This window comes from Streptomyces sp. NPDC043908 (assembly GCF_056435525.1).
In genome coordinates, this window is sequence record NZ_JBWKEI010000011.1 from 244,155 (window position 1) to 268,208 (window position 24,054).

A 24,054-nucleotide genomic window follows, 5' to 3' on the forward strand; every position below is an offset into this window, starting at 1 on the left:
GATGGCACGGATGGCGGGGCGGCGGACCCTGTTCGCCGCCCCCGTCCTGCTCGTGGTCACCTTCGGCGTCTTCGCCGTGGCCGCCGCCTCCCCCTTCGACCCGGTCAAGGCCTACGCCGGCACCGCCGGCCTCACCGCTTCGCAGGACGACCTCGACCAGCTGCGCGCCAACCTCGGCGTCGACCAGCCCCTCCTCACCCGCTGGTGGAACTGGCTGACCGCGGCCCTCACCGGCGACCTCGGCGACTCCGCCGTCCTGCGCCAGCCGGTCGCCGACGTCATCGGCGAACGGCTCGGCTGGTCGGTGCTGCTCGCCGCCACCGCCTTCCTCGTCGCGGTCCTCCTCGGCACCGGGCTCGGCGTGCTCGCGGCGCGCCGCCCGGGGGGCCTGCTCGACCGGGCCGTCAGCTCCCTCGCGTACACCCTGGAAGCCGCGCCCGCCTTCTGGCTCGGACTCCTCGCCATCTGGTTCTTCGCGCTGAAGCTGGACGTGCTGCCGGCCGGCGGACTGACCGACACGGCCAGCGACACCGTCACCACCGGCCAGGTCGCGAGCCACCTCGTGCTGCCCGCCGCCGTCCTCGGCATCTCCCAACTGCCCTGGTTCTACCTGTACGTACGCCAGGGCGTCGCCGACGCGCTGGAAGAGGACCCGGTACGCGGGGCACGCGCGCGCGGCCTGAGCGAACGGACCGTCCTGCTCGGCCACGCCCTGCGCTCGGGCATGCTGCCGATGCTCACCCTCGTCGGCTCCCGCGTGCCCGAACTCATCACCGGCGCCCTGCTGGTGGAGACCGTCTTCAGCTGGCCCGGGATCGCCGCCGCCACCGTGCAGGCCGCGACCTCCGTGGACTTCCCGCTGCTCGCCGCCCTGACCGTGCTCGCCACCGCCGCCGTCCTGCTCGGCAACCTCCTGTCGGACCTGCTCTACGGCCTCGCCGACCCGAGGGTGGGCTTCGATGGCTGACACCACCGAACTCCGGTGGCGCGCGCACGGCCGCGTACGCCGCTCCACCCGGGCCCTCAAGGTGCGCACCTCGGCCGTGATCCTCGCGGCGGCCGTCCTCGCCGTCCTCCTCGTACCGCCGCTGGCCCACCTCGACCAGCAGGCCGTCGACCTCTCGCACAAGCTCCTGCCGCCCTCCCCCGGGCACCCGTTCGGCACCGACGACGTCGGCCGCGACCTCCTGCTGCGCTGTGTGTACGGGCTGCGGATCTCGCTCCTGGTCGGCGTCGTGGCCGCGCTGGTCGCCACCTTCGTCGGCACGGTCGTCGGCGCCGCGTCCGCCGCCCTCGGCGGCTGGACCGACCGGCTGGTCATGCGCGTCGTGGACGTGTTCTCCTCGGTGCCGCACCTGCTGCTCGGCATCTTCGTGGTCGCCATGTTCCGGCCCGGGGTCTGGCCGGTGATCGCCTCGGTCGCCCTGACGCACTGGCTGTCCACGGCCCGGATCGTGCGCGCCGAAGTGCTCTCCCTGCGCTCGCGCCCCTACATCGACGCGGCGATCTCCGGCGGCTCCTCCCGGCTGCGGGTCACCCTGCGCCATCTGCTGCCGGGCGTGCTGCCCAAGGCCGGGCTCGCCGCGGTGCTGATGGTGCCGCACGCCATGTGGCACGAGTCCGCGCTCTCCTTCCTCGGCCTCGGCCTGCCCAGCCACCAGGCCAGCCTCGGCAACCTCGTCCAGTCGGCCCGCGGCTCCCTGCTCACCGGCCACTGGTGGCCGACCCTCTTCCCCGGCCTGCTGCTGATCATCCCGACCCTCGCGGTCGCGGGGCTGGCCGGCGCCTGGCGCGAACGCCTCGACCCGCGCCGCCGATCGGAGCTGATGCTGTGACCACGGTCCTCGCGGTACGCGGCCTGTCCGTACGCTTCCGGATGCGCGGCGGGCACCACGTCGCCGCCGTCACCGACGTCTCCTTCGACCTTGCGGCGGGGGAGTGCCTGGCCCTGGTCGGCGAGAGCGGCTGCGGCAAGTCCGTCCTCGCCGCCGCCCTGCTCGGCCTGCTGCCCGGCAACGCCGAGACGGCCGGCAGCGCCGTGCTGCACGGCGGCGGCGACCCCCTCGACCTGCTCGCGGCCGACGAACGCACCCTCGCGCGTACGGTACGGGGGCGCCGCGTCGGTCTCGTACCGCAGAGCCCGGCCGCCCACCTCACCCCGGTGCGGACCGTACGGGCCCAGCTCGCCGAGACGTTGCGCGAACTCACCCGCACCCCGCGGCGCGAGCTGCGCGCGGCGACGGAGGCCGCCGCCGCGCGGGCCGCCTTCCCGCCCGGCCACCTCGACCGCTACCCGCACGAGCTGTCCGGCGGCCTCGCCCAGCGGGCCGCGACCGCGCTCGCCCTCGTCGGGGACGCGCCGCTGCTGCTGGCGGACGAGCCGACGACCGGCCTCGACCGCGACCTGGTGGACCGCACGGCCGACGAACTGCGCCGCACCGCCGACGAGGGCCGGGCGCTGCTGATGATCACCCATGATCTGGCGGCGGCCGAGCGGATCGCCGACCGGGTGGCCGTGATGTACGCGGGGCGCGTCGTGGAACTCGCCGATGCCACCTCGTATTTCGGCGGGAGCGGACCCCGTCACCCGTATGCTCGGGGCCTGCTCGACGCGCTTGCGGAGCGGGCGTTCACGCCCATTCCCGGGATGCCGCCCGAGCTGGGCGACCTCCCGGAGGGCTGCGCGTTCGCTCCCCGCTGCGAACGGGCCACCGACCGGTGCGGCACCCTGCCGCCGTTCGACGGCCAGGTCGCCTGTCACCACCTGGAGGAGCCCGGCCGTGCTTGACCTGAAGAACATCACCGCCGGGTACGAGCGCGGCCGCCCGGTCGTCCGCGAGGCGAGCCTGACCGTCGCCCCCGGCGAGGCGGTCGGTCTGCTCGGCCCCAGCGGCTGCGGCAAGTCCACCCTGGCCCGGGTCGCGGCGCTGCTGCACCGGCCGGACAACGGCACCGTCACCCTGGACGGCGCCCTGGTCACCGAGTGGCGCCACCGCGCCCCCCGCGCGCGGCGCACCGCGGTCGGGGTCGTCTTCCAGTCGCCCCGGCTCGCCGCCGACCCCCGGCTGCGGCTGCGCGACCTGGTCGCCGAGCCGCTGCGCGCGACGGGCCGCAGGATCGAGGTCCGCGAGCGCGTCGACGAACTGGCCGACCTGGTCGGCCTCGGCGGCGACCTGCTCAACCGCCGCCCCCACGAGGTCAGCGACGGCCAGCTCCAGCGCGCCTGCCTGGCCCGCGCCCTGGTCCTGCGCCCCCGGCTGCTGGTCTGCGACGAGATGACGGCGATGCTGGACGCCTCCACGACGGCGGCCCTGGTGGCGGTGGTCGAACGCTACCGGCGCGAGACGTCCGCCTCGCTCCTGGCCGTGGGCCACGACCGCACCCTGCTGGCGCGGTGGTGCGACCGGGGGGCCGAGTGGGGCGAGCTGTCGCAGTAACGTGCCTGCTGGGGACGGGTCCTGAGGCGGCTCGCCGCCGCGTCCCGGCCCGTCCCCGCGGGCGACGACTCCTCCCGTGCGCGTCCCGTCGCTTTCTGCGGACGTCCCGCAAGGGGGCCGGTTGTCCGTGCGGGGCGGCCGGTGCCCCGGCTGCGGCTCGGCGGGCGTACGCGTCGCCGGGCCCCCTCCCGGAGAAGACCGCCCGGGTGACCGCCGGGGTGACCCGCCGGTGAAGTACCGGCCAACTCCGCGAAGCAGGCTGCCGGTCGGGCCGGGCCCGCACGCATACTCGGTCGCGTCCGCCCGTCCCCGCGCCCCCCGGGAGCACGCCATGGCCCGACCGACCCGCCGCAGTGCCGTCGCCGCCCTCGCCGCGGCCGCCGCCACCGCCGCCCTCGCACCCGTCGCCACCGCGGCCGAGCGCCCCGGCGCCCGCCCCGGCGGGCCCCGGCCGCTGCGCCGGGCCCACGCGCACAACGACTACGAGCACCCGCACCCCCTCCTCGACGCCCTCGCCCACGGCTTCACCAGCGTCGAGGCCGATGTCTTCCTGGTCGACGGACAGCTCCTGGTGGCCCACGACCCGGCCGGCCTCGACCCGAGGCGAACCCTGGAAAGGCTGTACCTGGACCCGCTGATGGCCCGGGTCCGCGCCCACCACGGATCGGTGTACCGGGGCCACCACCGGCCCGTACAGCTCCTGGTGGACATCAAGACCGACGGCGCCGCCGCCTACCGGGAACTCGACCGGCGGCTGCGCCCGTACCGCCGCATGCTGAGCACCTACGCGTACGGCCGTGTCACGCCCGGCGCCGTCACCCCCGTCGTCTCCGGCGACCGCGGCGCCCGCGCGCCCATGGAGGCGCAGCAGGTGCGCCACGCCTTCTACGACGGCCGCCCGGAAGACCTCGGCACGGCAGCCACCGCCGCCTTCATCCCGCTCGTCAGCGGCAACTGGACGCAGAGCTTCACCTGGCTGGGCGCCGGCCCGTTCCCGGCCGCCGAACGCCGCAGGCTGCGGGCGTTCGTCGCGCGGGCCCACGCGCACCGGCAGCGGGTGCGGTTCTGGGCGACTCCGGACCTGCCGGGGCCCGAGCGGGACGCGCTGTGGCGCGAACTGCTCGCCGCCGACGTCGACCACATCAACACCGACGACCTCGCGGGCCTGGAGGCCTTCCTGCGCGCCCACGGCGAGTAGACCCGGGCCGGACCCGCCTCCATGACGGGACGTCACCCGCCAACAGCACCCGTACGGCGGACACGCCATACGCCCGACCGGCCCGCCTCCTCCGCCACACTGGCCGCCGAATGCCGCAATTCCGGCGCGGCGGAGGAGGTTGGCCATGGCCATTTCGATCTCGGTGGTGCTGTTGCTCGTGGTGCTGGCGGTGATCTTCCTGCGCAGCGGCGGGCTCAAGGCCTCGCACGCGATGGTCTGCGTGCTGCTCGGCTTCTTCCTCGCCGGTACGAGCATGGCTCCCACGATCCAGGACGGGCTCAACGCCACGGCGAGCGTGGTCGGTAGCCTCAGACCATGACATCGGTCCGCCGGAGGATCACCGCCGAGGCGCGGCGCGCCCGCCTCGGCCCCCGCCATCTGCTCACGCCCGCCACGCGCGCGAGCACTCCCGAGGAGGTGGCCCGGGCCCTGGTGGCGCTGCACGCCACCGATCCCGCCACGGTCTTCCTGGCGGTCGCCGCGCGCACGGGCACGGCCTCGGTGGCGGAGCTGGAACGGGCCCTGTACGAGGACCACTCACTCGTGCGCATGCTCTGTATGCGCCGCACGATGTTCGTGCTGCCCACGGAGCTCGCCCCGGTCGCCGACGCGGCGGCGGTCAGGGCCGTCGCCGTCCGGCTGCGCGCGGATCTGGCGAAGGTGATCGGCGAACAACTCGGCTTCGACGCGCGGTGGTTCGCCGCCACCGAGAAGGCGGTCCTCGCGGCCCTCGCCGAGCGCGGGGAGGCCACGGCGGCGCAACTGGCCGAGGACGTACCGGACCTGAAGGCGCAGATCGTCATGGCGGCCGGCAAACCGTACGAGGCGAAGCCCCGCATCACCAGCCGCTTCCTGGGCGTCCTGGCCGCCGAGGGCCGCATCCGGCGCGGGCGGCCCCTCGGCAGCTGGGCGTCCAGCCAGTTCCGCTGGACGGTCGCGGAGCCGCACCCCGAGCTCGCGGCCGACACCGCCAGGACCGAGCTCGCCGCCCGCTACCTGGACGCCTTCGGCCCCGCCACCACCGAGGACGTGAAGTGGTGGACGGGCTGGACGCTGACCGAGACCCGCAGGGCCCTGGCCGGGACCGAGGCCGTGGGCGTCGACCTCGACGAGGGCCCCGGTCACGCCCTGCCCCACCAACTGGACGCGCCGCCCGCGCCCGAACCCTGGGCCGCGCTGCTCCCGGCGCTCGACCCGACCCCGATGGGCTGGCGCCACCGCGACTGGTACCTGGACACCGGCCACAAGGCCGAACTCTTCGACAAGACCGGCAACATCGGCCCCTCCGTGTGGTGGAACGGCCGGATCGTCGGCGGCTGGGCGCAGCGCCCGGACGGCGAGATCGTCACCCGGGTCTTCGAGGACGTGGGCGCCGCCGCCCAGCGGGCCGTGGACGCCGAGGCGGCACGGATCACGGAGTTCTTCGGGGACGTACGGATCCGTCCGAGCTTCCGGACCCCGCTGGAGCGCGGGCTCTGCGCGTAGGACGCGCCCGCGGGCGCGCAGGCTCAGAGGAGACGCGAGCGGATGAGGAAGCGCACGCCTTCCGGCGCCTCCAGCGAGAAGCCGCTGCCGCGCCCCTCGACGACGTCGACGATCAGCCGGGTGTGCCGCCACGCCTCGTGCTGAGCGGCGGAGATCCAGAACGGGACCGGCTCCTCGACGCCGTCGACGGCCAGGTTCTCCAGCAGGACGTCCGAGCCTCCCGTACGGAACTCGCCGTCCGGGTAGCACATGGGCGCGCTGCCGTCGCAGCAGCCGCCCGACTGGTGGAACATCAGGGGCCCGTGAGCGGCCCGCAGCCGCCGCAGCAGCCCCTCGGCGGCGGGGGTCAGCTCCACGCGCGCGGGGAGGGCGCCGGGCCCGTCCTCCGTGTTCCTGGCGGACATGGGGATCACGGCCCTTCGGTCTGCGTGGCGTGCGGATGCCGCAACCCCACCACGGGCGGGGTTGCGGACACGTTGCGGACCGCTGGGGCGCGTCGCGAAAGCGCGCGCGTGCCGGGCGTCGCGGGGCAGGCGGGACTCGCGCAACACGCCCTAGGACTGCCGCGCCGAGTCCGGCGCCTCGCGGGGGTGCGGGACCGCGAGCGGGGACGGGACCGGCGAGGAGAAGGCCTGGTCGTCGTGGTGGAGGGAGACCGTCCGGGTCGGCGCCGGGATGGAGATGCCCTCCGCGCGGTAGCGCTGGTGCAGGCGCTTGATGAACTCGTGCTTGATCCGGTACTGGTCGCTGAACTCGCCCACCCCCAGGATCACCGTGAAGTTGATCCGGGAGTCCGCGAAGGTGTGGAAGCGGACGGCCGCCTCGTGGTGGGGGAGCGCGCCGTTGATGTCGGCCATCACGCTGTCGACCACGTCCAGGGTCACCCGCTCGACGTGCTCCAGGTCGCTGTCGTAGCCGACGCCCACCTGCACGAGGATCGACAGCTCCTGCTCCGGGCGGCTGAAGTTGGTCATGTTCGTCCGCGCCAGCCGGGCGTTGGGGATGATGACCAGGTTGTTCGACAGGTTGCGCACCACGGTGTTGCGCCAGTTGATGTCGACGACGTACCCCTCCTCGCCGCTGCTGAGCCGCATGTAGTCACCCGGCTGCACGGTCTTGGAGGCGAGGATGTGCACGCCCGCGAAGAGGTTGGCGAGGGTGTCCTGGAGCGCCAGCGCGACCGCGAGGCCGCCGACGCCGAGTGCGGTGAGCAGCGGGGCGATGGAGATGCCCAGCATGTCCAGGGCGACCAGCGAGCCCATCGCCACCACCACGACCCTGGTGATGTTGACGAAGATGGTGGCCGACCCGGCCACCCCGGTCCGCGACTGCGCCACCGACCGCACCAGATCCGCGACCACCCGGGCCGTGGTGAGCGTGGCGATCAGGATGAGCAGGGCGGTCAGCGAGTGGTTGGCGATCGCCGCCATACGCGTGGTGAGCGGCAGGGCCGAGGCCGCCGCCGCGGCCCCCGCGATGACGGCGGCCCAGGGTGCGACGGTACGCAGCGCGTCGACGACGATGTCGTCCCCGCGCCACTTCGTCCTCAGCGCGTGCTTGCCCAGCCAGCGCAGCAGCGCCCGCAGCAGCACCGCGGCGACGAGCCCCGCGGCCATCGCGATACCGGCGGCCACCCAGTCGTGCAGGACGAGGCCCCGGGTCAACGGACCCCCTCCGAGGTGCGACGGGCGGGGAGGAGGACCGGGAGGAGGACCGTGGGAAGGGCCGTCACCGGCGGCTGTATGTGAAGTGTCGCCATCTTGTCACCTGTCAGTTCGTCGTGCGTGAAGCGCCGTTCGGGGTCCTCGCGGAGGCACCGAACGGGCTGCCATCCTGCCGCATGGACGCGACGGCGGCGCGGGTGGGCCGGGGTCACGCGGACCACCCGCGGCTCATCCACGCCCGGTCTCCCCGCAGCCGCACCGCCGCTCCGGAACCAAGGACTCCGCGGGTACGGCGAGCCCGGCCCGTTCGGCGAGGACACCGCCCTGGAAACGGCTCTCGGCGCCCAGCTCCTCCAGCAGCTCCGCGATGTGGCGGCGGCAGGTGCGCAGCGACATGCCCATGCGCCGGGCGATGACCTCGTCCTTGGCGCCCTCGGCGAGCAGTCCCACCAGCGCCCGCCGCAGACTGTGCCCGACCTCCTTGTACGCGGCCTCGCTGGTGCCCAGGAACGGGGTGGCTCCTGACCAGTGCTGCTCGAACACCCGGCACAGGTAGGCGACGACATCGGGGTCCCGGACGAGCACCGCGCCCTCGCCGGACCCGCCGTCCGCCCGGCGGGGCAGAAAGGCCACCGCCCGGTCGAACACCACGGCCCGGTCCGGCAGTTCGGCGGCCGTGCGGTACTCCGCGCCCGCCTCGGCGAGCGTCTCCACATACCCCTGGGTGGACAGGCTGGCGCGGGCCGAGTGCTGGTAGAGCGTCCGCATCCGGACGCCGCGGCGGAGCATCGCCAGATCGCGGTCGATGGCGTCCCCGAGGCGGTGGGGCGCGCGCCCGCCGCCCGGCTGGATGCTGAAGACCTCCTCGCGGCAGTCCGCCGCGGCCTCGGTGAGCATCGCGGAGGCCGCGGACAGGTCGGGCAGGACGTCGATGCCCTCCCGGTGGCCGCGCCGGCGGCGGACGGCGCGGTAGGTGGGCATCAGGGAGCGCAGATCGTCGCGTACGGCCTGCGCGTGCGCCGCGTCCCGGGCGAGCCGGGCCTCCAGCGGGCCCACCACCTCGGCCGCGGCGGCGTCGGGGCTGACCGGTATGAGCTCCTCGGGTCTGCCCGGAGCCGGGCGGAGCAGCCGGAGCGTCATCAAGGTGTCGCAGGCCGCCTCTACCTCCGCCTGGGAGAGGCCGAGTCCGGGGGAGGCGTCGGGCGGCCAGCCCTTGAGGCTGCCCCGCGCCAGCACGTACTCGAAGACGGCGACGGCCCTCGCGTCCACCTGCGGCAAACCGTTGAAGCTTGTCCCGATATCCATGTGTTTCCCCCGCGATGCGGCCGTGCTACTTCCGTGCCATGCAGGCTATTGCCAGGTCGAAGAGCTGGACCCACAGGGCTCGTCGGGATGGACTTTGACCGTCGGGCCGGGCAAACCCCGCCAGGCCGACATTCCGGACCCGATACCTTCCCGGCCGCCCGCCCCGGCGGCCGTACGACGAAACCGTCGCCGGTCGACGACCTCCCGACCCTGGAGCCGTGCCATGCCCCGAGCACTCCGCTGTCTTCTCGTCCTCACCGCCCTGCTGGTCGGTGGCGCGTACGTCACCGCGGCGGCCGGCGGACCAGGGACGGCGGCCGGAGTGCGGGGCGGTGGGACGGCGGCGACCACGACCGTCGCCGCGAGCATCCTCGACACCAGCTGGGGCGACGACTACGTCCGGCCCCAGCACTAGGGCGTATTGCGAAGGTCCCGCCTGCCCCGCGCCGCCCGCGCGCCCGGGCCCCTGCGAGCCCGCCCGACACCACCCGTGAACTGCGAGGTCGAAGAGCGTGTCACCCCTGCCCGCGGCACCGCCGCCCGCCCCGTCCCCGGCCCTCCCCGGCCCCCGCCGGGTACGCGCCGAACGCCCCGCGGACCTCGCGCTCCTGCCCGACGTGGTCCGCGCGGCCGTCGCCCGGTCCGCGCCGGACGGCGAGACGGACTGGACCGTGGAACCGGGCGACTTCTGGTGCCATGTGGTCCCCGCCGGGACGGCCCGCCGCGCCCAGGGCTGGAAGCTCCACGTCTCGGCCACCCCGCTCTCCGCGCCCGTGACCCTGGCCCGGTCCGCCGACGTGCTCCTCGCCCACCGCGCCGCCTTCAAGTTCGCCGGCACCCCCGCCCGCGTCGCGGCCCTGGTCTCCGGGCGCTACGAGCGCGGCGGGGGCGGCAAGTTCCTCACCGTGTACCCCGCCGACGACGACCACTTCCGGCTGCTCGCCGAGGAGTTGCACCTGGCCACGGCCGGTCTGCCCGGCCCCGCCGTCCTCTCCGACCGCCGCTACCGCCCCGGCAGCCAGGTGTACTACCGGTACGGCGTGTTCTCCGCCGTGCCCGCCCTGACCGCCGACGGCTGCTTCGCGGCCCGGCTCACCGACCCCGAGGGGCGCCCGGTCGCGGACGAGCGGAACGCCTGGTTCAGCCCGCCGGCCTGGGCGGGCGACCCCTTCCCCGACCGCCCGGCGGCCCCGGCGCGCAGCACGGCCACCGCCAAACCGGTCCTGCTGCACGACCGCTACCTCGTACGCGGCGCCATCCAGCACTCCAACAAGGGCGGGGTGTTCCGCGCCAAGGACACCACCACCGGCGTCCAGGTCGTCGTCAAACAGGCGCGGCCCCACGTGGGAGCGGGCCTGGAGGGTCTCGACGTCCGCGACCTGCTGCGCCGGGAGGCGGCCCTGCTCGACCGCGCCGGGCGAACCCACCCGGACCGCGTCCCCCGTCTCGTCGAGGTCTTCGAGCAGCAGGGCAGCACCTTCCTGGCCGCCGAGTCGGTCCCGGGGGCGACCCTGCGGCGCACGGTCGCGGACCGGCTGACACGGGACGGGACCGGCTGCCCCGACGACCGTACGGCCGACTCGCTGGTGGGGCAGCTCGTCGGCCTGGTCGCCACCGCCCATGGACTCGGCGTCACCCTCCACGACTTCAACCCCAACAACGTGATGGTCACGCCGGAGGGCCGCCTCGTGCTGATCGACCTGGAGATGGCGGCGCCGGAGGGCGAACGCTGGGTCCTGGGCGCCACCCCCGGCTACACCGCACCCGAACTGCGCGCCCTGGACCAGGTGGCGCCCGCGGCGGCACCCGGCGTCGACCTGTACGCCCTGGGGGCGACCATCCTGCACGCCCTGAGCGGCGCCGACCCGCTCTTCGCGCCGGACCTGCCGGGCGCGGGGCCGGCCCGGCCGGAGGAGGAGCGGCTGGCCGCCCTGGTGCAACTGCTGGCCCGCGACAACCCGTTCGTACGCCGGTTCTCGCCGCTGGTACGGGGGCTGATGCGGGACGCGCCCGCCGACCGCTGGACCCTGGAGCGGGCACGGCGCTTCCTCGGCGAAGCCAGCCCGCCGACGGCCGTACCCGCCGCTGCGGTGGAGCGGGCCGAAGCCGCGCCCACCCGCGCCCGGCTGCTGCACGACGGCCTCGCCCACCTCCTCGCCACCCTGCGGCCCGGCCACCCCGAACGGCTCTGGCCCGCGGAGGCGTTCGGCGGGACCTGCGACCCGGTGGCCGTGCAGCACGGCTCGGCGGGCGGCGTGAGCGTCCTGGCCCGGGCCCTGCGCCACTGGGACGAGGACGACGGCTCCCCGGCCGTCACCCGGGAGGCGCTGCGCGCGGGGCTGGCGGCCGCCGCGTCCTGGACGGCGGACCGGCAGGACGCCCTGCCCAGCGACCTTCCCGGCCTCCACTTCGGCCGCTCGGGCACCGCCTGGGCGCTCCTGGACGCCGCCCGGGCCCTGGACGACCCCCGGCTCGCCGCACGCGCCACCACGCTCGCCCTGGCCCTGCCCGTCGAGTGGCCCAACCCCGACGTCTGCCACGGCGCGGCCGGATCGGGCCTGGCCCAGCTGCACTTCTGGCGCACCACCGGGGACCCGCGCTTCCTCGACCGCGCCGTACGGGCCGCCGACGGGCTGCTCGCGGCGGCCCGGCGCACCCCCGAGGGAACCTTCTGGCCGGTGCCGGAGGACTTCGCGTCCGCCCTCGCGGGGGCCTGGCACTACGGCTTCGCGCACGGCGTGGCCGGCGTCGGCACCTTCCTGCTGCTGACGGCCGGGGCCACGGGGGAGGAGCGCTTCCTCGACGCGGCGGTCGAGGCGGGCGCCACCCTGACCGCCGCGGCCCGCTCAGGACCCGCGGGCGCGCTGTGGCCGGTCGACCGCGCCCGCCACCTCTGCGACGCCCCGGAGCTCGCCCGGCACTGGTGCAACGGCTCGTCCGGAGCGGGCACCTTCCTGGTCCGGCTCTGGGCCGCCACCGGCGCCCACGACGACACCCTGCGCGACCTGGTGGAGGGCGCGGCCCTCGCCGTACGGGCGGGCCGGGCCACCGACTCCACCTCGACCTGCCACGGGCTGGCGGGCAACGCCGAATTCCTTCTCGACGCGGCCGAGTTGACGGGCGAGGCGCACCACCGGGCCGCGGCGGAGCTGCTGGTGGAACATCTGGCCGCGCAGGCGGTCCTCCACGACGGCCGTCTGCTGGTGCCGGACGAGAACCGCGGGACGGTGCTCGCCGAGTACGCCACCGGCCTGGGCGGAAGCCTCTCGCTGCTGCTGCGCCTGCGGTTCGGCGGCCCCCGCGCCTGGCTGCCCGAGGGCGAACGCGCCCACCCCTGAGACTCCGGCGGCCACCCGGCCGCCGGCCGCCGGACCCGCCGGGCCCGGCACGCACCACCGAACGAAGGAGCCCATCATGATGGAGCACGACATCGACGCCCTCCAGGTCCTGCCCGAGGACGTCCGCACCGAGAGCCTCGGCGGCGAGGAGCACGCCGCCGCGCTGATCACCTCCTGCCGCATCCACATGAGCGGCTGCTGACCCACCGGTGGAGGGGACGGGCCCCCCGTCCCGCCCCCTCCACCGCGCACCGCCCGCGCGAGGTGGGCCGTGCGCGGTGGGCCGTGCGACGCCGGTCACCGGCGGCCCGGCCCCGGTGCGGGCCCCCGGCGCAGACCCCCGGCGCGGGAGGGTGAAAGTTCGGTGCGGCGCGGGTACGCGCCCGGCGGACGGTGCACATGTAAGCGCCATGTGGACGTTGCCCCGAGCCCGCCTAACCCTGCTGGCGCTCCTCCCCGCCGTGCCCCTCGCGCTGGGCCTCGGTGTCCTGCCCGCCCACGCCGCCGCCCCCGCCGGCGCCCCGCGCGCGTGCTCGACGACCGCCGGGCCCTACCAGCGGGAGGTCGAGGAGCTGATGGGGCTGGAGGCGGACGGCACGCAGTCGCCGGCCGACTGCCTGGCGATCCAGCGGTACCAGCGGAGCCAGCTCATCGTCCCGGCCGACGGCTTCGCAGGACCGGTCACGTACACCGCCCTGTACTGGGAGTGGGCCCAGAACTACCCCGAGAGGCTGACCGGCTGCCCCACGCGTCAGGGCCGGGTCGCCTGCGTCGACCTGAGCCACCAGATCCTGTGGGTCACCCTGGACGGCAAGGTGGTCTTCACCCCCGTCGCCGTCCGGTCCGGCCGGGCGGCGCTGCCCACGCGCACCGGCTGGTTCCACGTCGAGCGGCGCAAGCAGGACGACTGGTCGACGCTCTACAACTCGCCGATGACCTACAGCCAGTACTTCAGCGGCGGCCAGGCCATCCACGGCGTCCGCGACAACCTCTACGAGGGCCCCGGCTCCCACGGCTGCGTCAACCTCCGCCACGAGGACGCCCAGCGGCTCTGGGGCGTGCTGCGCCTGGGGGACGCGGTCTACGTGTGGGGGAGGAAACCGCAGGCGTGACCATGCGCGTACGGTGACGAAAGGTGGCGTTTCCGTCACCGCCGCGCCTGTCGGCGGCACCCCCTGAACCCCCGAACAGGGGTCGGGTTAGCATATGAGCGCCGCCTAGCTCGAAAGATAAACTCGTGACTGTCAATGACGACTCGTTCACCAATTGGAAGAACCGCGAGGAGATCGCGGAGTCGATGATCCCGATCATCGGGAAGCTGCACCGGGAGCGGGACGTCACCGTCCTCCTCCACAGCCGCTCCCTGGTGAACAAGTCGGTGGTCAGCATCCTCAAGACCCACCGATTCGCCCGGCAGATCGCCGGTGAGGAACTCTCGGTCACCGACACCCTTCCGTTCCTGCGGGCTCTCACCACCCTCGATCTCGGCCCCTCGCAGATCGACCTCGGCATGCTCGCCGCGATGTACCAGGCCGACGACCGCGGTCTGACCGTGGCGGAGTTCACCGCCCAGGCCGTCATCGGCGCCACCGGTGCCAACAAGATCGAGCGTCGCGAGGGCCGCGACGTCGTCCTCTACGGGTTCGGCCGCATCGGCCGGCTCGTCGCGCGCCTGCTCATCGAGAAGGCCGGCTCCGGCAACGGTCTGCGGCTGCGCGCCATCGTCGTCCGCGGTGGCGGCGAGCAGGATCTCGTCAAGCGCGCCTCGCTGCTGCGGCGCGACTCCATCCACGGCCAGTTCCAGGGCACCATCACCGTGGACGAGGCGACCAGCACCATCGTCGCCAACGGCAACGCGATCAAGGTGATCTACGCCAACGACCCCTCCGAGGTCGACTACACGGCGTACGGCATCAAGGACGCCATCCTCATCGACAACACCGGCAAGTGGCGCGACCGCGAAGGCCTTTCGCAGCACCTGCGCCCCGGTATCGACAAGGTCGTCCTGACCGCCCCCGGCAAGGGCGACGTGCCGAACATCGTGCACGGCGTCAACCACGACACCATCAAGCCGGACGAGCGGATCCTGTCCTGCGCGTCCTGCACCACCAACGCGATCGTCCCGCCGCTGAAGGCCATGGCGGACGAGTACGGTGTGCTCCGCGGCCACGTGGAGACCGTCCACTCGTTCACCAACGACCAGAACCTGCTGGACAACTACCACAAGGCCGACCGCCGCGGGCGCTCCGCGCCGCTGAACATGGTCATCACCGAGACCGGCGCCGCCTCGGCCGTCGCGAAGGCGCTGCCCGACCTCAAGGCGCCGATCACCGGCAGCTCGATCCGCGTTCCCGTCCCGGACGTCTCGATCGCGATCCTCAGCCTGCGGCTCGGCCGGGAGACCACCCGCGAGGAGGTCCTGGACCACCTCCGCGACGTGTCGCTGCACTCGCCGCTCAAGCGCCAGATCGACTTCACCACCGCCCCCGACGCCGTCTCCATGGACTTCGTCGGCTCGCGCCACGCCTCGATCGTCGACGCGGGCGCCACCAAGGTGGACGGCGACAACGCGATCCTCTACCTCTGGTACGACAACGAGTTCGGCTACTCGTGCCAGGTCATCCGCGTCGTCCAGCACGTCTCCGGCGTCGAGTACCCGACGTACCCGGTGCCGACGAGCTGAGCACCCGCGCACCAGGAGAAGAGGCGCCTGACCCGGGCTTTCGCCCGGCAGGCGCCTCTTTGTCACCTCTCAGGCCGTCACACGAGGTCGAACCGGTCCAGGTTCATGACCTTGACCCACGCCGCGGCGAAGTCCTGGGCGAACTTCTCCTTGGCGTCGTCGCTCGCGTACACCTCCGCGAGGGCGCGCAGCTCCGAGTTCGACCCGAAGACGAGGTCGGCGCGGGTGCCGGTCCACTTGACCTCGCCGGTGGCGGCGTCGCGGCCCTCGAAGGCGTGCGCGTCGTCGGAGGTCGCCTTCCACGTCGTGCCCATGTCGAGCAGGTTGACGAAGAAGTCGTTGGTGAGGACTCCCGGCGTCCGGGTGAAGACGCCCGCCGACGACTGCCGGTGGTTCGCGCCCAGCACCCGCAGACCGCCCACCAGGACGGTCAGCTCGGGAGCGCTGAGCGTGAGCAGGTTGGCCCGGTCGAGCAGCAGGTACTCGGCGGGCAGCCGGTTGCCCTTGCCCAGGTAGTTGCGGAAACCGTCCGCGGTCGGCTCCAGAGCGGCGAACGACTCCACGTCGGTCTGCTCCTGCGAGGCGTCCACGCGGCCCGGAGTGAAGGGGACCTCGACGGCGAAGCCCGCGTCCCGGGCCGCCTTCTCCACCGCGGCGGACCCGGCGAGCACGATGAGGTCGGCCAGCGAGACCTGCTTCCCGTCGGCGTTGAACTCCCGCTGGATCCCCTCCAGCGTGCTCAGCACCACCGACAGCTGGTCCGGGTCGTTGACCTCCCAGCCGCGCTGCGGCTCCAGACGGACGCGGGCGCCGTTGGCGCCGCCGCGCTTGTCGCTGCCCCGGAAGGACGAGGCCGACGCCCAGGCGGTGGAGACCAGCTGGGAGACGGTGAGGTCCGAGGCGAGGACGCGCTCCTTGAGGGAGGCGATGTCCGCCGCGCCGATCAGCTCGTGCGTCACCTCCGGCAGCGGGTCCTGCCACAGCAGCGTCTCGGAGGGGACCTCCGGGCCGAGGTAGCGCGAGACCGGACCCATGTCGCGGTGGGTCAGCTTGAACCAGGCGCGGGCGAACGCGTCCGCGAACTCGGCCGGGTTGTCCTTGAAGCGCCGCGCGATCGGCTCGTAGACCGGGTCGAGGCGGAGCGCCAGGTCGGTCGTCAGCATCGTCGGCGCGTGGCTCTTCGACGGGTCGTGGGCGTCCGGCACGGTCCCCGCCCCTGCGCCGCCCTTCGGCCGCCACTGATGGGCGCCGGCCGGGCTCTTGAACAGCTCCCACTCATAGCCGAAGAGGATCTCGAAGAAGCTGTTGTCCCAGGTGGTCGGGGTGTTCGTCCAGATGCCCTCCAGGCCGCTGGTGATCGTGTCCCCGCCCTTGCCGGTGCCGTGGGAGTTGCGCCAGCCCAGGCCCTGCTCCTCCAGCCCGGCGGCCTCGGGGTCGGGGCCGACCGCCTCGGAGGGGCCCGCGCCGTGGGTCTTGCCGAAGGTGTGGCCGCCCGCGATCAGCGCGACGGTCTCCTCGTCGTTCATCGCCATCCGGCGGAACGTCTCGCGGATGTCGCGCGCCGAGGCGATCGGGTCCGGCGTGCCGTTGGGGCCCTCCGGGTTGACGTAGATGAGACCCATCTGCACCGCGCCGAGAGGGCTCTCCAGCTCCCGGTCGCCGGTGTAGCGCTCGTCGCCGAGCCAGATGGTCTCCGGGCCCCAGTACACGTCCTCGTCGGGCTCCCAGACGTCCGCCCGGCCGCCGCCGAAGCCGAAGGTCTTGAGGCCCATGGACTCCAGGGCGACGTTGCCGGTGAGGACCAGCAGGTCGGCCCAGGACAGGCTCTTGCCGTACTTCTTCTTGACCGGCCACAGCAGCCGGCGCGCCTTGTCGAGGCTGACGTTGTCCGGCCAGCTGTTGAGCGGGGCGAAGCGCTGCTGCCCGGCCCCGGCGCCCCCGCGGCCGTCGCTGATGCGGTACGTGCCCGCGCTGTGCCAGGCCATCCGGACCATGAGCGGCCCGTAGTGGCCGAAGTCGGCGGGCCACCAGTCCTGCGAGGTGGTCAGCACCTCGGCGATGTCCCGCTTCACGGCCGGCAGGTCGAGGCTCTTGAACGCCTCGGCGTAGTCGAACTCCTCGCCCAGCGGGTTGGCCACGGCGGGGTTCTTGGCGAGGATCTTCAGATTGAGCCGCTCCGGCCACCACTGGTGGTTGCCCCCGCCCTGCGTCGGATGCGGGGCGCGACCGTGCGCGACCGGGCAGCCGCCGCTTCCGTCCTCCGTTTTCGGGTCCGTGACGATCGCGTCGTGGTTCTCAGACATCGGAATCCTTCCGGGCTGGTGGATCACACTGCTCAGGGGACTACGGGTGGTCGAACAGTTCGATGCGGCGGACGGATCCCGTCGCGATCAGTGGACGGTGGAAGGTCGCTCGGGAACGGGCCCGGGAAGGCGGGAGGACCGGCTCGGTCTGCTGCCGTACCGCCATACCGGAGGTGTCCGTTCCCTTGGCCGTCGTTGGTATCGATCCTACGATGGACGCTGTCCAGGTCAAGAAGCTCACCGGTTTCGTTCTCGGTCGGAAGCTGTACGCCGACCGCCGATCGCGGGTACACCACTACTGGCCCCTACTCGACTCTCCACCGAGCCGGAACGGATGGATCCTTATGAGTGACTTGCTGGAGCGGCTCCGCGGGCGTGGCTGGCGGGTGACCTCGCAGCGGCGCGTGGTGGCGGAGGTCCTCGACGGCGACCACGTGCACCTCACCGCCGACGAGGTGCACGCGCGCGCGGCGCGACGGCTGCCGGAGATCTCCCGGGCGACCGTCTACAACACGCTGGGCGAGATGGTCTCCCTCGGCGAGGTCCTGGAGGTCTCCACCGACGGCCGCGCCAAGCGGTACGACCCCAACGCGCACCGCCCCCACCAGCACCTGGTCTGCTCCGGCTGCGGCACCATCCGCGACGTCAGCACCAGCGGCGACCTGCTGTCCCACCTGCCCGCCGAGAACCGGTTCGGCTTCACGGTCGCCACGGCCGAGGTCACCTACCGGGGGCTGTGCCCCTCGTGCGCGTAGCGCGGGGCGTCGGACGGACACGCCCGCGCCCGGCGCCCGGTAAGACGGCGGCCGGGGAGGAAAGGGGGAGGGCGGCGAACGGTGTGGTGAAACCCCGGGCGGGTACTACTTCCCTCCGCGGGCCGACGGAGGATACTGGTCACGCCCCGATCACCTACAGAACGACTCCATGGCCAAGAACCCCGTTTCCCCGCCCACCGTCCCCGACACCGCGTGGCTGGGGCGCGCGCGCCACCTCGGGCCCGAGCCCGAGCAGGACGTCCGGCGCAACCTGATCGCCCTCAGGGCGGCCGGGGTGCTCGACGACTTCCTGGACCTCGACCCCGTCGAGGCGGCGCGCTCCACCGTCCTGCACCCGCGCGACGAGTCCGCCGACCCCGGCCCCACGGCCCGGCGCGTCTTCGAGGCCCGCTGGCGGGTCGCCGACGACGTCACCGTGCGGGCCCAGCTGACCACGTACGACCCCGAGAACCGCCGCAAGGAGGGCGAGGGAGTCACCTGGGTCCTCGCCGCCGAGGCGGAGCGGCCGTGGCGGACCGACTGGCCCTCGCCGGCCACCATGTTCTGGCCCGACAGCGACCGGATCGCCTGGGACCACGACACCGTCCCGGACCTGCGGATGCGCACCACCAACCACCTGCCCAAGGACGACGACGAGCTGCGCCACCTGCTGCGGGACTGCGCCCGCCAGAGCTGGTTCGTCCACGTCGTGGTGCACGAGGCGATGACGCCGGACGCGGCGGGGCAGCGGCCGGTCACGGCGTATCTGCCGCCGAGCCTGCGCCACCGGGTGATCGAGCACCGCGGCACCCCGGAGCAGGCGCAGATCGCCGACTTCGCGATGAAGAAGGAGCTCGGGGTACGGCTGCCGCGCGGCGGCGCGGTCGTGCTGCCCACGCAGCCGCAGGGCGCGGACTACGACGCGGACCGCTTCACCGTCCGCACCGTCATCCTGGACGGCTCCGAGCCGACCGAACTCCTCGACAGGATCAGGGAGTTCGCCGCCCTCGCGCGCCCGATGACGGCGGACGCCGAGCGGGCCCTGACCCGGCTGCGCCAGGGCTGGCACCTGCTCACCCCGGACGAGGAGCTGGTCCACGCCCAGGCGATGGTCGCCAGGTACGCGGAGGCGCTCGACGCCATGACCACGTCGCGTGACCTGTACCGGGAGGCCGCCGAGGCGGCGCAGGCGGCGCTGGCCGAGGCCAACGGCGGCGACGGCGTGCCCGTGCTGCCCGCGCCGAGGGCCAAGGGGGACGCGTCGCCGCTGAGCGCGCTCACCAAGGCGTTCGGCCGCTTCCGGGACCCGGGCAAGTAGAGCGCCGCCCCCGGGACCGCCGAAGGGGGCGGTCCCGGGGGACGCGCCCTCTTCGGCGGCCACCGGCAGTCACCCGGCCGCGGCCGGCGCTCCGCGATCAGAAATTGATCATGTGACCGGCGAGCCCGTGCACGGCCTCCTTGACCGCCTCGCCCAGCGTGGGGTGGGCGTGCACATTGCGGGCGACCTCGTGGACGGTCAGGTCCCACTGCTGCGCCAGCGTCAGCTCCGGCAGGAGCTCGGTGACGTCCGGCCCGATCAGATGGGCGCCGATGATCTCGCCGTGCGTGTTGTCGCTGATCAGCTTCACGAACCCGACCGGGTCGCCCAGGCCGTGCGCCTTCCCGTTCGCGGTGAACGGGAACTTGGCGACCTTGACGTCGAAGCCCTTCTCCCGCGCCTGCGCCTCCGTCCAGCCGAAGCTGGCGATCTGCGGCCGGCTGTAGGTGGCGCGCGGGATCATCGGGTAGTCCAGCTCCATCGTCTCCGCGTCCGCGATGGTCTCCGCGGCCACGACACCCATGGACTCGGCGGTGTGCGCCAGCATCAGCTTCGCCGTGACGTCGCCGATGGCGTAGATGTGCGGTACGGAGGTACGGCAGCGGCCGTCCACGTCGATGGCGCCGCGCTCGGTGACCCGTACACCCGTGGCCTCGAGGCCGAAGCCGGTGACGTTCGGCGCGAAGCCGATCGCCTGGAGCACCTTGTCGGCCTCCAGGACCCTGGCCGCGCCGTCCTTGCCGGTGACCGTCACCCGCACCCGCTCACCGGACTCGTCGATGGACTCGACCCGGGTCGAGGTCAGCACGTCGATGCCCAGCTTGCGGTACTGCTTGGCCAGCTCCGCCGACACGTCGGCGTCCTCCAGCGGCGCGATCCGGTCCAGGAACTCGACCATGGTGACCTTGACGCCGTAGTTGTGCAGGACGTACGCGAACTCGATCCCGATGGCCCCCGCGCCCGCGATCACGATCGACCCCGGCAGGTCCTGGGCGAGGATCTGCTCCTCGTACGTCACCACGCGCTCGCTGCGCCGGGTGCCGGGCAGCAGGCGCGGGGTCGCGCCGGTCGCGATGACGCAGTTGTCGAACGAGATGGTCCGCTTGGTGCCGTCCGCCTGGGCGACCTCAAGGGTGTGCGCGTCGAGGAACGTGCCGCGGCCGTCGAACTCGGTGATCCCGTTCTTCTTCATCAGGTAGTGGACACCCTTGACCCGGCCGTCCGCCACCCGCCGGCTGCGCCGGTAGGCCTCGCCGTAGTCCAGCGACACCTCACCGTTCACCGTGATGCCGTAGTCCTTGGCCTCGTGGGTGAAGATGCGCGCCAGCTCGGCGTTGTGCAGCAGCGCCTTGGTGGGGATGCAGCCGACGTTGAGGCAGACACCGCCCCAGTACCGCTCCTCCACGACGGCGACCCGCTTGCCGAGCTGGGCGGCACGGATGGCCGCCACGTAACCACCGGGACCCGCCCCGAGGACGACTACGTCGAAGTGCTCCTGCATGGGGGTTACTTCCCTTCCGATCACCTGTTTTCGATCAGAGGTCAGCAGACCACAGGGGCACGCGCACCGAAGCCCCGGGGCACCCGGGGACGCGCCGGACCCGTACGGCGGCCGTCAGCTCTCCTCCGTGCGCGCGAGCGCCTCGGAGATCAGACGGGTCGCGAAGTCGGGGTCCTCGGTGATGCGGTTGATGTGCTCGGCGAGGAGGAAGGCGGTGACCTCCAGGGCGTTCATCTCCGCCTCGGTCCAGTCGCCGTACTGCTCGCGCCACAGACTGGGACTCAGCCCCGTCCCGGCGGCGATGACGAGACCGGCGAGCGTGGGGATGGCCTCCGGACGGACGCTCTTGCGCATCGCGCTCATCGAGGCCACCAGGTTGGGCACCACGTACTCGATGACGTCCTTGCCGTGGCTCTCGTGCGCCTTCCCTAACCAGGTCATGAACATGTAGACGAGCGTGCACGCGCCGTCGAGCAGGTCCCTGGCCGACTGCGGCCCCATCGAGTCGAGGAACTGCTCCGCCAGCGCCTGCTCCTCGGGATCCGACCGGCCCCCGTGCCCGTGAATGCTCCTGAGCCGGGAGTCGACCACCATCAGCGCCGCACCCACATCGCCGGCGGGAGCGTACTGAGGGCCGAAGTCCGATACCACGGGGCCTCCTCGGTGGTCACGGGGTGCTGCTCGGTGTGTACGTACAGTAGACGGCGGAGGGGGCGGGGGTCCGGCGAATGGGGAAGTGGCCCGAAGGGGCGCACGGAGCGGCCCCTCGAAGACGCCATGCCCGTACGCACCATCCTGGCCGAATCGCGCCGAGCGCGGGAGGAGCTGAACCGGCTGCTCCGCCTCGCGGACAGGTCCGGGGACAGGTCCGGGGACGGGGACGCGGCACAGCGCCCGCCCGGCAGGGCGAGGGCGTCCGACCGGTGACCGGTGAAGGCCCTCGCTCCGTCGCTTGGGCCCTCAGTGCTCGCAGAGGGAGAACTCCCGCTCGTAGAGCTGCTCGTTGTGCTCGTCCACGAAGAACTTCCGCTCCCGCATGAGCTCTTCGCGATGGTTCTTGGCCTGTTCGAGCGTCATGGTCGTCGTGTCGGACCACGGCTGCTGCGGCGGCACGTCGGACGTCGAGACGATTCTCTCCGTCGGGTCGACGAGGAAGAACGCGAGGATCTTGCGGTGCCCCGGGCGGGTGGCGTCCGCGAGGCGGAACGGGCCGACGCGGTGTTGCAGGATGTTCGGGAACGCCAGGCAGCGGCCCTCCGGGGTCGACGCCGATCCCAGTATCTGGTTCAGCGAGTCCTCGTTCTCCAGGCCGTAGACCTCGCGCACACCGTTGTCGTCGTTCTGCTCGTACTCCGGGTCGTCGAGGGCCGCCCGGAAACTCAGCCGGCTTTCGGTGGTGTTCTCGCTGTCCCAGTAGTAGATGCCGGTCGACACGATCCGCTCGTTCATCATCCCCTCGACGTGCCAGGAGCCGCCGGGGTATTCCGGCTTCTCCGGCGTGAGGTGGATCGTGGCGAGCTTGACGATGACCTGGAGGCCGCGGCCGCGCAGGTCGACCCGGGCGGCGGCGTCGGGCAGCTCGGGCGCGGTGAAGGCCGGGGCGTCCGGGACGACGGGGCGGCGGTTCTCCCACCAGTCGTCCTGGGCCTGCTCGTACGCGCGAAGAGCCTCGGCGTACGCCTCGGCGTCGCTGTAGGCGGCCTTGTCGGGATGCTCCGGCTCCGAGTCGTACCAACCATAAGGATCCGCCTCGATCCGCAGCGGCCGTGGATGGCGCAGATCGGTGAGCACGTTCTCCAGCAGCGGGCGCATCCGCGCGAACAGGTCCGGCAGGACGGAGGCCAGTTCACGGTGATGCTCGGGGTGGACGTTGTTGACGTACGAACGGAAGGTGACCTCACCCTCGTCGCTGACGTCGACGTCCGTGGGCAGCCACTGGAACCTCTCCGAGAACTCGTGCTTCGAATAGCGGTCCGTCGGATTCTGCCAAGCCCGCTCCGGCCCGCCACTCACCTCCCTCACCAGGCAGAACAGCGAGGGATGCACCAGATCCAGTACCTGGCCGTCGGATCCGGGGTGCCAGTCCTTCTCCGCCTCCGGGACCTGCTCCAGCACCTGGACAGCCTCGCGCAGCCGCGATCGGAGCTTGTCGTCGATGAGTGTGTCCGACTGCCACACTCCGTCGACGGCGGACACCTCGACCCCGGTTCGGTCGTCCCGCAGCGCGGCGTAATGCGCGAGTTCATCCAGCACGTAACGCACCTGCGCCTCGGTGAGTCCCTGGTCGAGGGCCTCCCGCGTCCACCTGGCGACGATCTCGGCGTCGTTCCTCTTCTCGAACCACCCCGGCTTGGCCCGGATGTGCGCGCTGCACTGCATCATCTGAAGCTCACGCAGCGTTCGGGGCGCCGCGTACGACAGGGAACGGGATGCCTGAAAGGGCAGCGGGAAGGCAGACAGGCCGGTCAATTCTCTTGATCCTCCGAGTCGGTGTGCGGTGGCCGGAAGGATACGTGAGCGGTCTGACAGCGCGGCTGGGGCCTGGAGGGCCCAGGAGGTGGGGGGAGCGGGGGAGGGCCACCCGCCCCCGGCCGCCCGCCGAAGGCCAGGCGCGGCCGACACCGGGACCTCGAAAAACCTGGTGGGCGGGGCCGACGGAACCGGGTAACCTCGTAGACATGTTCTTCCAGACGCCGATTTACGAGTGAGAGCGTGACGGGCCCCTGCTGACGTCCTCCGACGACGCCGCGCCCGTCCCCCACCGATGAATCCGTAGATCACTTCACATCACTCCGGGAGAACCCATGAGCAAGAACATCAACAACCCCGTGGGCATGGGCGGCGGCCAGCGCAAGAAGCTGTCCCGCGCCGAACGCCAGAACAACGGCCCGCACCGCAACCTCGACCGCCAGAGCGCCGCCGACCAGAAGGCGGAGCTGGTGCGCAAGATGCGCGAGAAGGCAGGCGTGGCCGAGGAAGCCGGACAGACGGACGACGACACCGCCCCCCAGAGCTGACGCACCGCCGCCGCAGGGCGGCACAGCAC

General features: G+C 73.0%; 22 protein-coding genes. 15 read left to right on the forward strand and 7 right to left on the reverse strand.

Annotated features, from left to right (window positions below; translation table 11 throughout):
- The first annotated feature begins 1 nt into the window (after position 1).
- From AC069K_RS24675 to AC069K_RS24705, 7 genes are all read left to right on the forward strand, one after another.
- On the forward strand, positions 2–967 hold the full coding sequence (locus AC069K_RS24675) for an ABC transporter permease (RefSeq protein WP_365101936.1): 966 nt from the start codon (positions 2–4) through the stop codon (positions 965–967).
- Positions 960–1,835 carry an ABC transporter permease gene (locus tag AC069K_RS24680; RefSeq protein ID WP_478619870.1) on the forward strand — a complete coding sequence of 292 codons (876 nt, stop codon included), beginning with the start codon at positions 960–962 and terminating at the stop codon, positions 1,833–1,835. Before AC069K_RS24675 ends, AC069K_RS24680 begins: the two co-directional genes overlap by 8 nt.
- Positions 1,836–1,876: 41 nt before the next feature.
- Positions 1,877–2,788, forward strand: coding sequence for an ABC transporter ATP-binding protein (locus AC069K_RS24685; protein ID WP_478620058.1), 912 nt, complete (start codon positions 1,877–1,879; stop codon positions 2,786–2,788).
- Complete coding sequence (locus AC069K_RS24690; RefSeq protein ID WP_365101711.1) at positions 2,781–3,437, forward strand: ABC transporter ATP-binding protein; 657 nt, start codon at positions 2,781–2,783, stop codon at positions 3,435–3,437. Before AC069K_RS24685 ends, AC069K_RS24690 begins: the two co-directional genes overlap by 8 nt.
- A 331-nt stretch (positions 3,438–3,768) precedes the next feature.
- Positions 3,769–4,635 carry a phosphatidylinositol-specific phospholipase C/glycerophosphodiester phosphodiesterase family protein gene (locus AC069K_RS24695; protein ID WP_478619874.1) on the forward strand — a complete coding sequence of 289 codons (867 nt, stop codon included), beginning with the start codon at positions 3,769–3,771 and terminating at the stop codon, positions 4,633–4,635.
- 145 nt (positions 4,636–4,780) lie between these two features.
- On the forward strand, positions 4,781–4,975 hold the full coding sequence (locus tag AC069K_RS24700; protein ID WP_101391222.1) for a hypothetical protein: 195 nt from the start codon (positions 4,781–4,783) through the stop codon (positions 4,973–4,975).
- Complete coding sequence (locus tag AC069K_RS24705) at positions 4,972–6,141, forward strand: winged helix DNA-binding domain-containing protein (RefSeq protein ID WP_478619877.1); 1,170 nt, start codon at positions 4,972–4,974, stop codon at positions 6,139–6,141. The genes AC069K_RS24700 and AC069K_RS24705 overlap by 4 nt, the downstream gene beginning before the upstream one ends.
- A gap of 23 nt (positions 6,142–6,164) precedes the next feature.
- Here AC069K_RS24705 and AC069K_RS24710 read toward each other — a convergent pair whose 3' ends face one another.
- The 3 genes from AC069K_RS24710 to AC069K_RS24720 all read right to left on the reverse strand — a co-directional run bounded on the left by AC069K_RS24710 (position 6,165) and on the right by AC069K_RS24720 (position 9,110).
- Complete coding sequence (locus tag AC069K_RS24710) at positions 6,165–6,545, reverse strand: DUF779 domain-containing protein (RefSeq protein ID WP_365101700.1); 381 nt, start codon at positions 6,543–6,545, stop codon at positions 6,165–6,167.
- A gap of 150 nt (positions 6,546–6,695) precedes the next feature.
- On the reverse strand, positions 6,696–7,805 hold the full coding sequence (locus AC069K_RS24715) for a mechanosensitive ion channel family protein (RefSeq protein ID WP_478619882.1): 1,110 nt from the start codon (positions 7,803–7,805) through the stop codon (positions 6,696–6,698).
- A gap of 228 nt (positions 7,806–8,033) precedes the next feature.
- Positions 8,034–9,110 (reverse strand): hypothetical protein, encoded by a 1,077-nt coding sequence (locus AC069K_RS24720; RefSeq protein WP_478619884.1) that lies wholly within the window; start codon positions 9,108–9,110, stop codon positions 8,034–8,036.
- Positions 9,111–9,333: 223 nt separating this feature from the next.
- On the opposite strand from AC069K_RS24720, the gene AC069K_RS24725 reads away from it, so the two are divergent.
- From AC069K_RS24725 to AC069K_RS24745, 5 genes are all read left to right on the forward strand, one after another.
- Complete coding sequence (locus AC069K_RS24725; RefSeq protein WP_365101692.1) at positions 9,334–9,525, forward strand: hypothetical protein; 192 nt, start codon at positions 9,334–9,336, stop codon at positions 9,523–9,525.
- A gap of 97 nt (positions 9,526–9,622) precedes the next feature.
- Positions 9,623–12,448 (forward strand): class IV lanthionine synthetase LanL, encoded by a 2,826-nt coding sequence (lanL, locus tag AC069K_RS24730; RefSeq protein WP_478619886.1) that lies wholly within the window; start codon positions 9,623–9,625, stop codon positions 12,446–12,448.
- 76 nt (positions 12,449–12,524) lie between these two features.
- Positions 12,525–12,650: an ALQxL family class IV lanthipeptide gene (locus AC069K_RS24735; RefSeq protein ID WP_358831239.1), complete on the forward strand. Its 126-nt coding sequence runs from the start codon at positions 12,525–12,527 to the stop codon at positions 12,648–12,650.
- Positions 12,651–12,858: 208 nt separating this feature from the next.
- Positions 12,859–13,560: a L,D-transpeptidase gene (locus AC069K_RS24740; RefSeq protein ID WP_478619890.1), complete on the forward strand. Its 702-nt coding sequence runs from the start codon at positions 12,859–12,861 to the stop codon at positions 13,558–13,560.
- 125 nt (positions 13,561–13,685) lie between these two features.
- On the forward strand, positions 13,686–15,131 hold the full coding sequence (locus AC069K_RS24745) for a glyceraldehyde-3-phosphate dehydrogenase (RefSeq protein WP_365101683.1): 1,446 nt from the start codon (positions 13,686–13,688) through the stop codon (positions 15,129–15,131).
- 77 nt (positions 15,132–15,208) lie between these two features.
- Here the strand turns inward: AC069K_RS24745 and katG are convergent, their stop codons facing one another.
- Positions 15,209–17,434, reverse strand: coding sequence for a catalase/peroxidase HPI (gene katG, locus AC069K_RS24750; protein WP_478619894.1), 2,226 nt, complete (start codon positions 17,432–17,434; stop codon positions 15,209–15,211).
- Between the two features lie 344 nt (positions 17,435–17,778).
- Here katG and AC069K_RS24755 point away from each other — a divergent pair, with 344 nt between their 5' ends.
- Both AC069K_RS24755 and AC069K_RS24760 read left to right on the forward strand, forming a co-directional pair.
- Positions 17,779–18,189: a Fur family transcriptional regulator gene (locus tag AC069K_RS24755; protein ID WP_365101678.1), complete on the forward strand. Its 411-nt coding sequence runs from the start codon at positions 17,779–17,781 to the stop codon at positions 18,187–18,189.
- A 169-nt stretch (positions 18,190–18,358) separates the two neighbouring features.
- A complete protein-coding gene (locus AC069K_RS24760) occupies positions 18,359–19,507 on the forward strand; it encodes a hypothetical protein (RefSeq protein WP_478619898.1) in 1,149 nt (382 codons plus the stop codon).
- A 97-nt stretch (positions 19,508–19,604) separates the two neighbouring features.
- Here the strand turns inward: AC069K_RS24760 and lpdA are convergent, their stop codons facing one another.
- The 3 genes from lpdA to AC069K_RS24775 form a co-directional block, all read right to left on the reverse strand.
- A complete protein-coding gene (gene lpdA / locus AC069K_RS24765) occupies positions 19,605–21,008 on the reverse strand; it encodes a dihydrolipoyl dehydrogenase (protein ID WP_365101672.1) in 1,404 nt (467 codons plus the stop codon).
- 114 nt (positions 21,009–21,122) lie between these two features.
- Positions 21,123–21,659: a hypothetical protein gene (locus tag AC069K_RS24770; RefSeq protein WP_478619901.1), complete on the reverse strand. Its 537-nt coding sequence runs from the start codon at positions 21,657–21,659 to the stop codon at positions 21,123–21,125.
- A 309-nt stretch (positions 21,660–21,968) separates the two neighbouring features.
- Positions 21,969–23,477, reverse strand: a complete 1,509-nt coding sequence (locus AC069K_RS24775; protein ID WP_478619904.1) for a DUF4246 domain-containing protein — start codon at positions 23,475–23,477, stop codon at positions 21,969–21,971.
- A 335-nt stretch (positions 23,478–23,812) separates the two neighbouring features.
- On the opposite strand from AC069K_RS24775, the gene AC069K_RS24780 reads away from it, so the two are divergent.
- Complete coding sequence (locus tag AC069K_RS24780; RefSeq protein ID WP_478619907.1) at positions 23,813–24,025, forward strand: DUF6243 family protein; 213 nt, start codon at positions 23,813–23,815, stop codon at positions 24,023–24,025.
- The last annotated feature ends 29 nt before the right edge of the window (positions 24,026–24,054 follow it).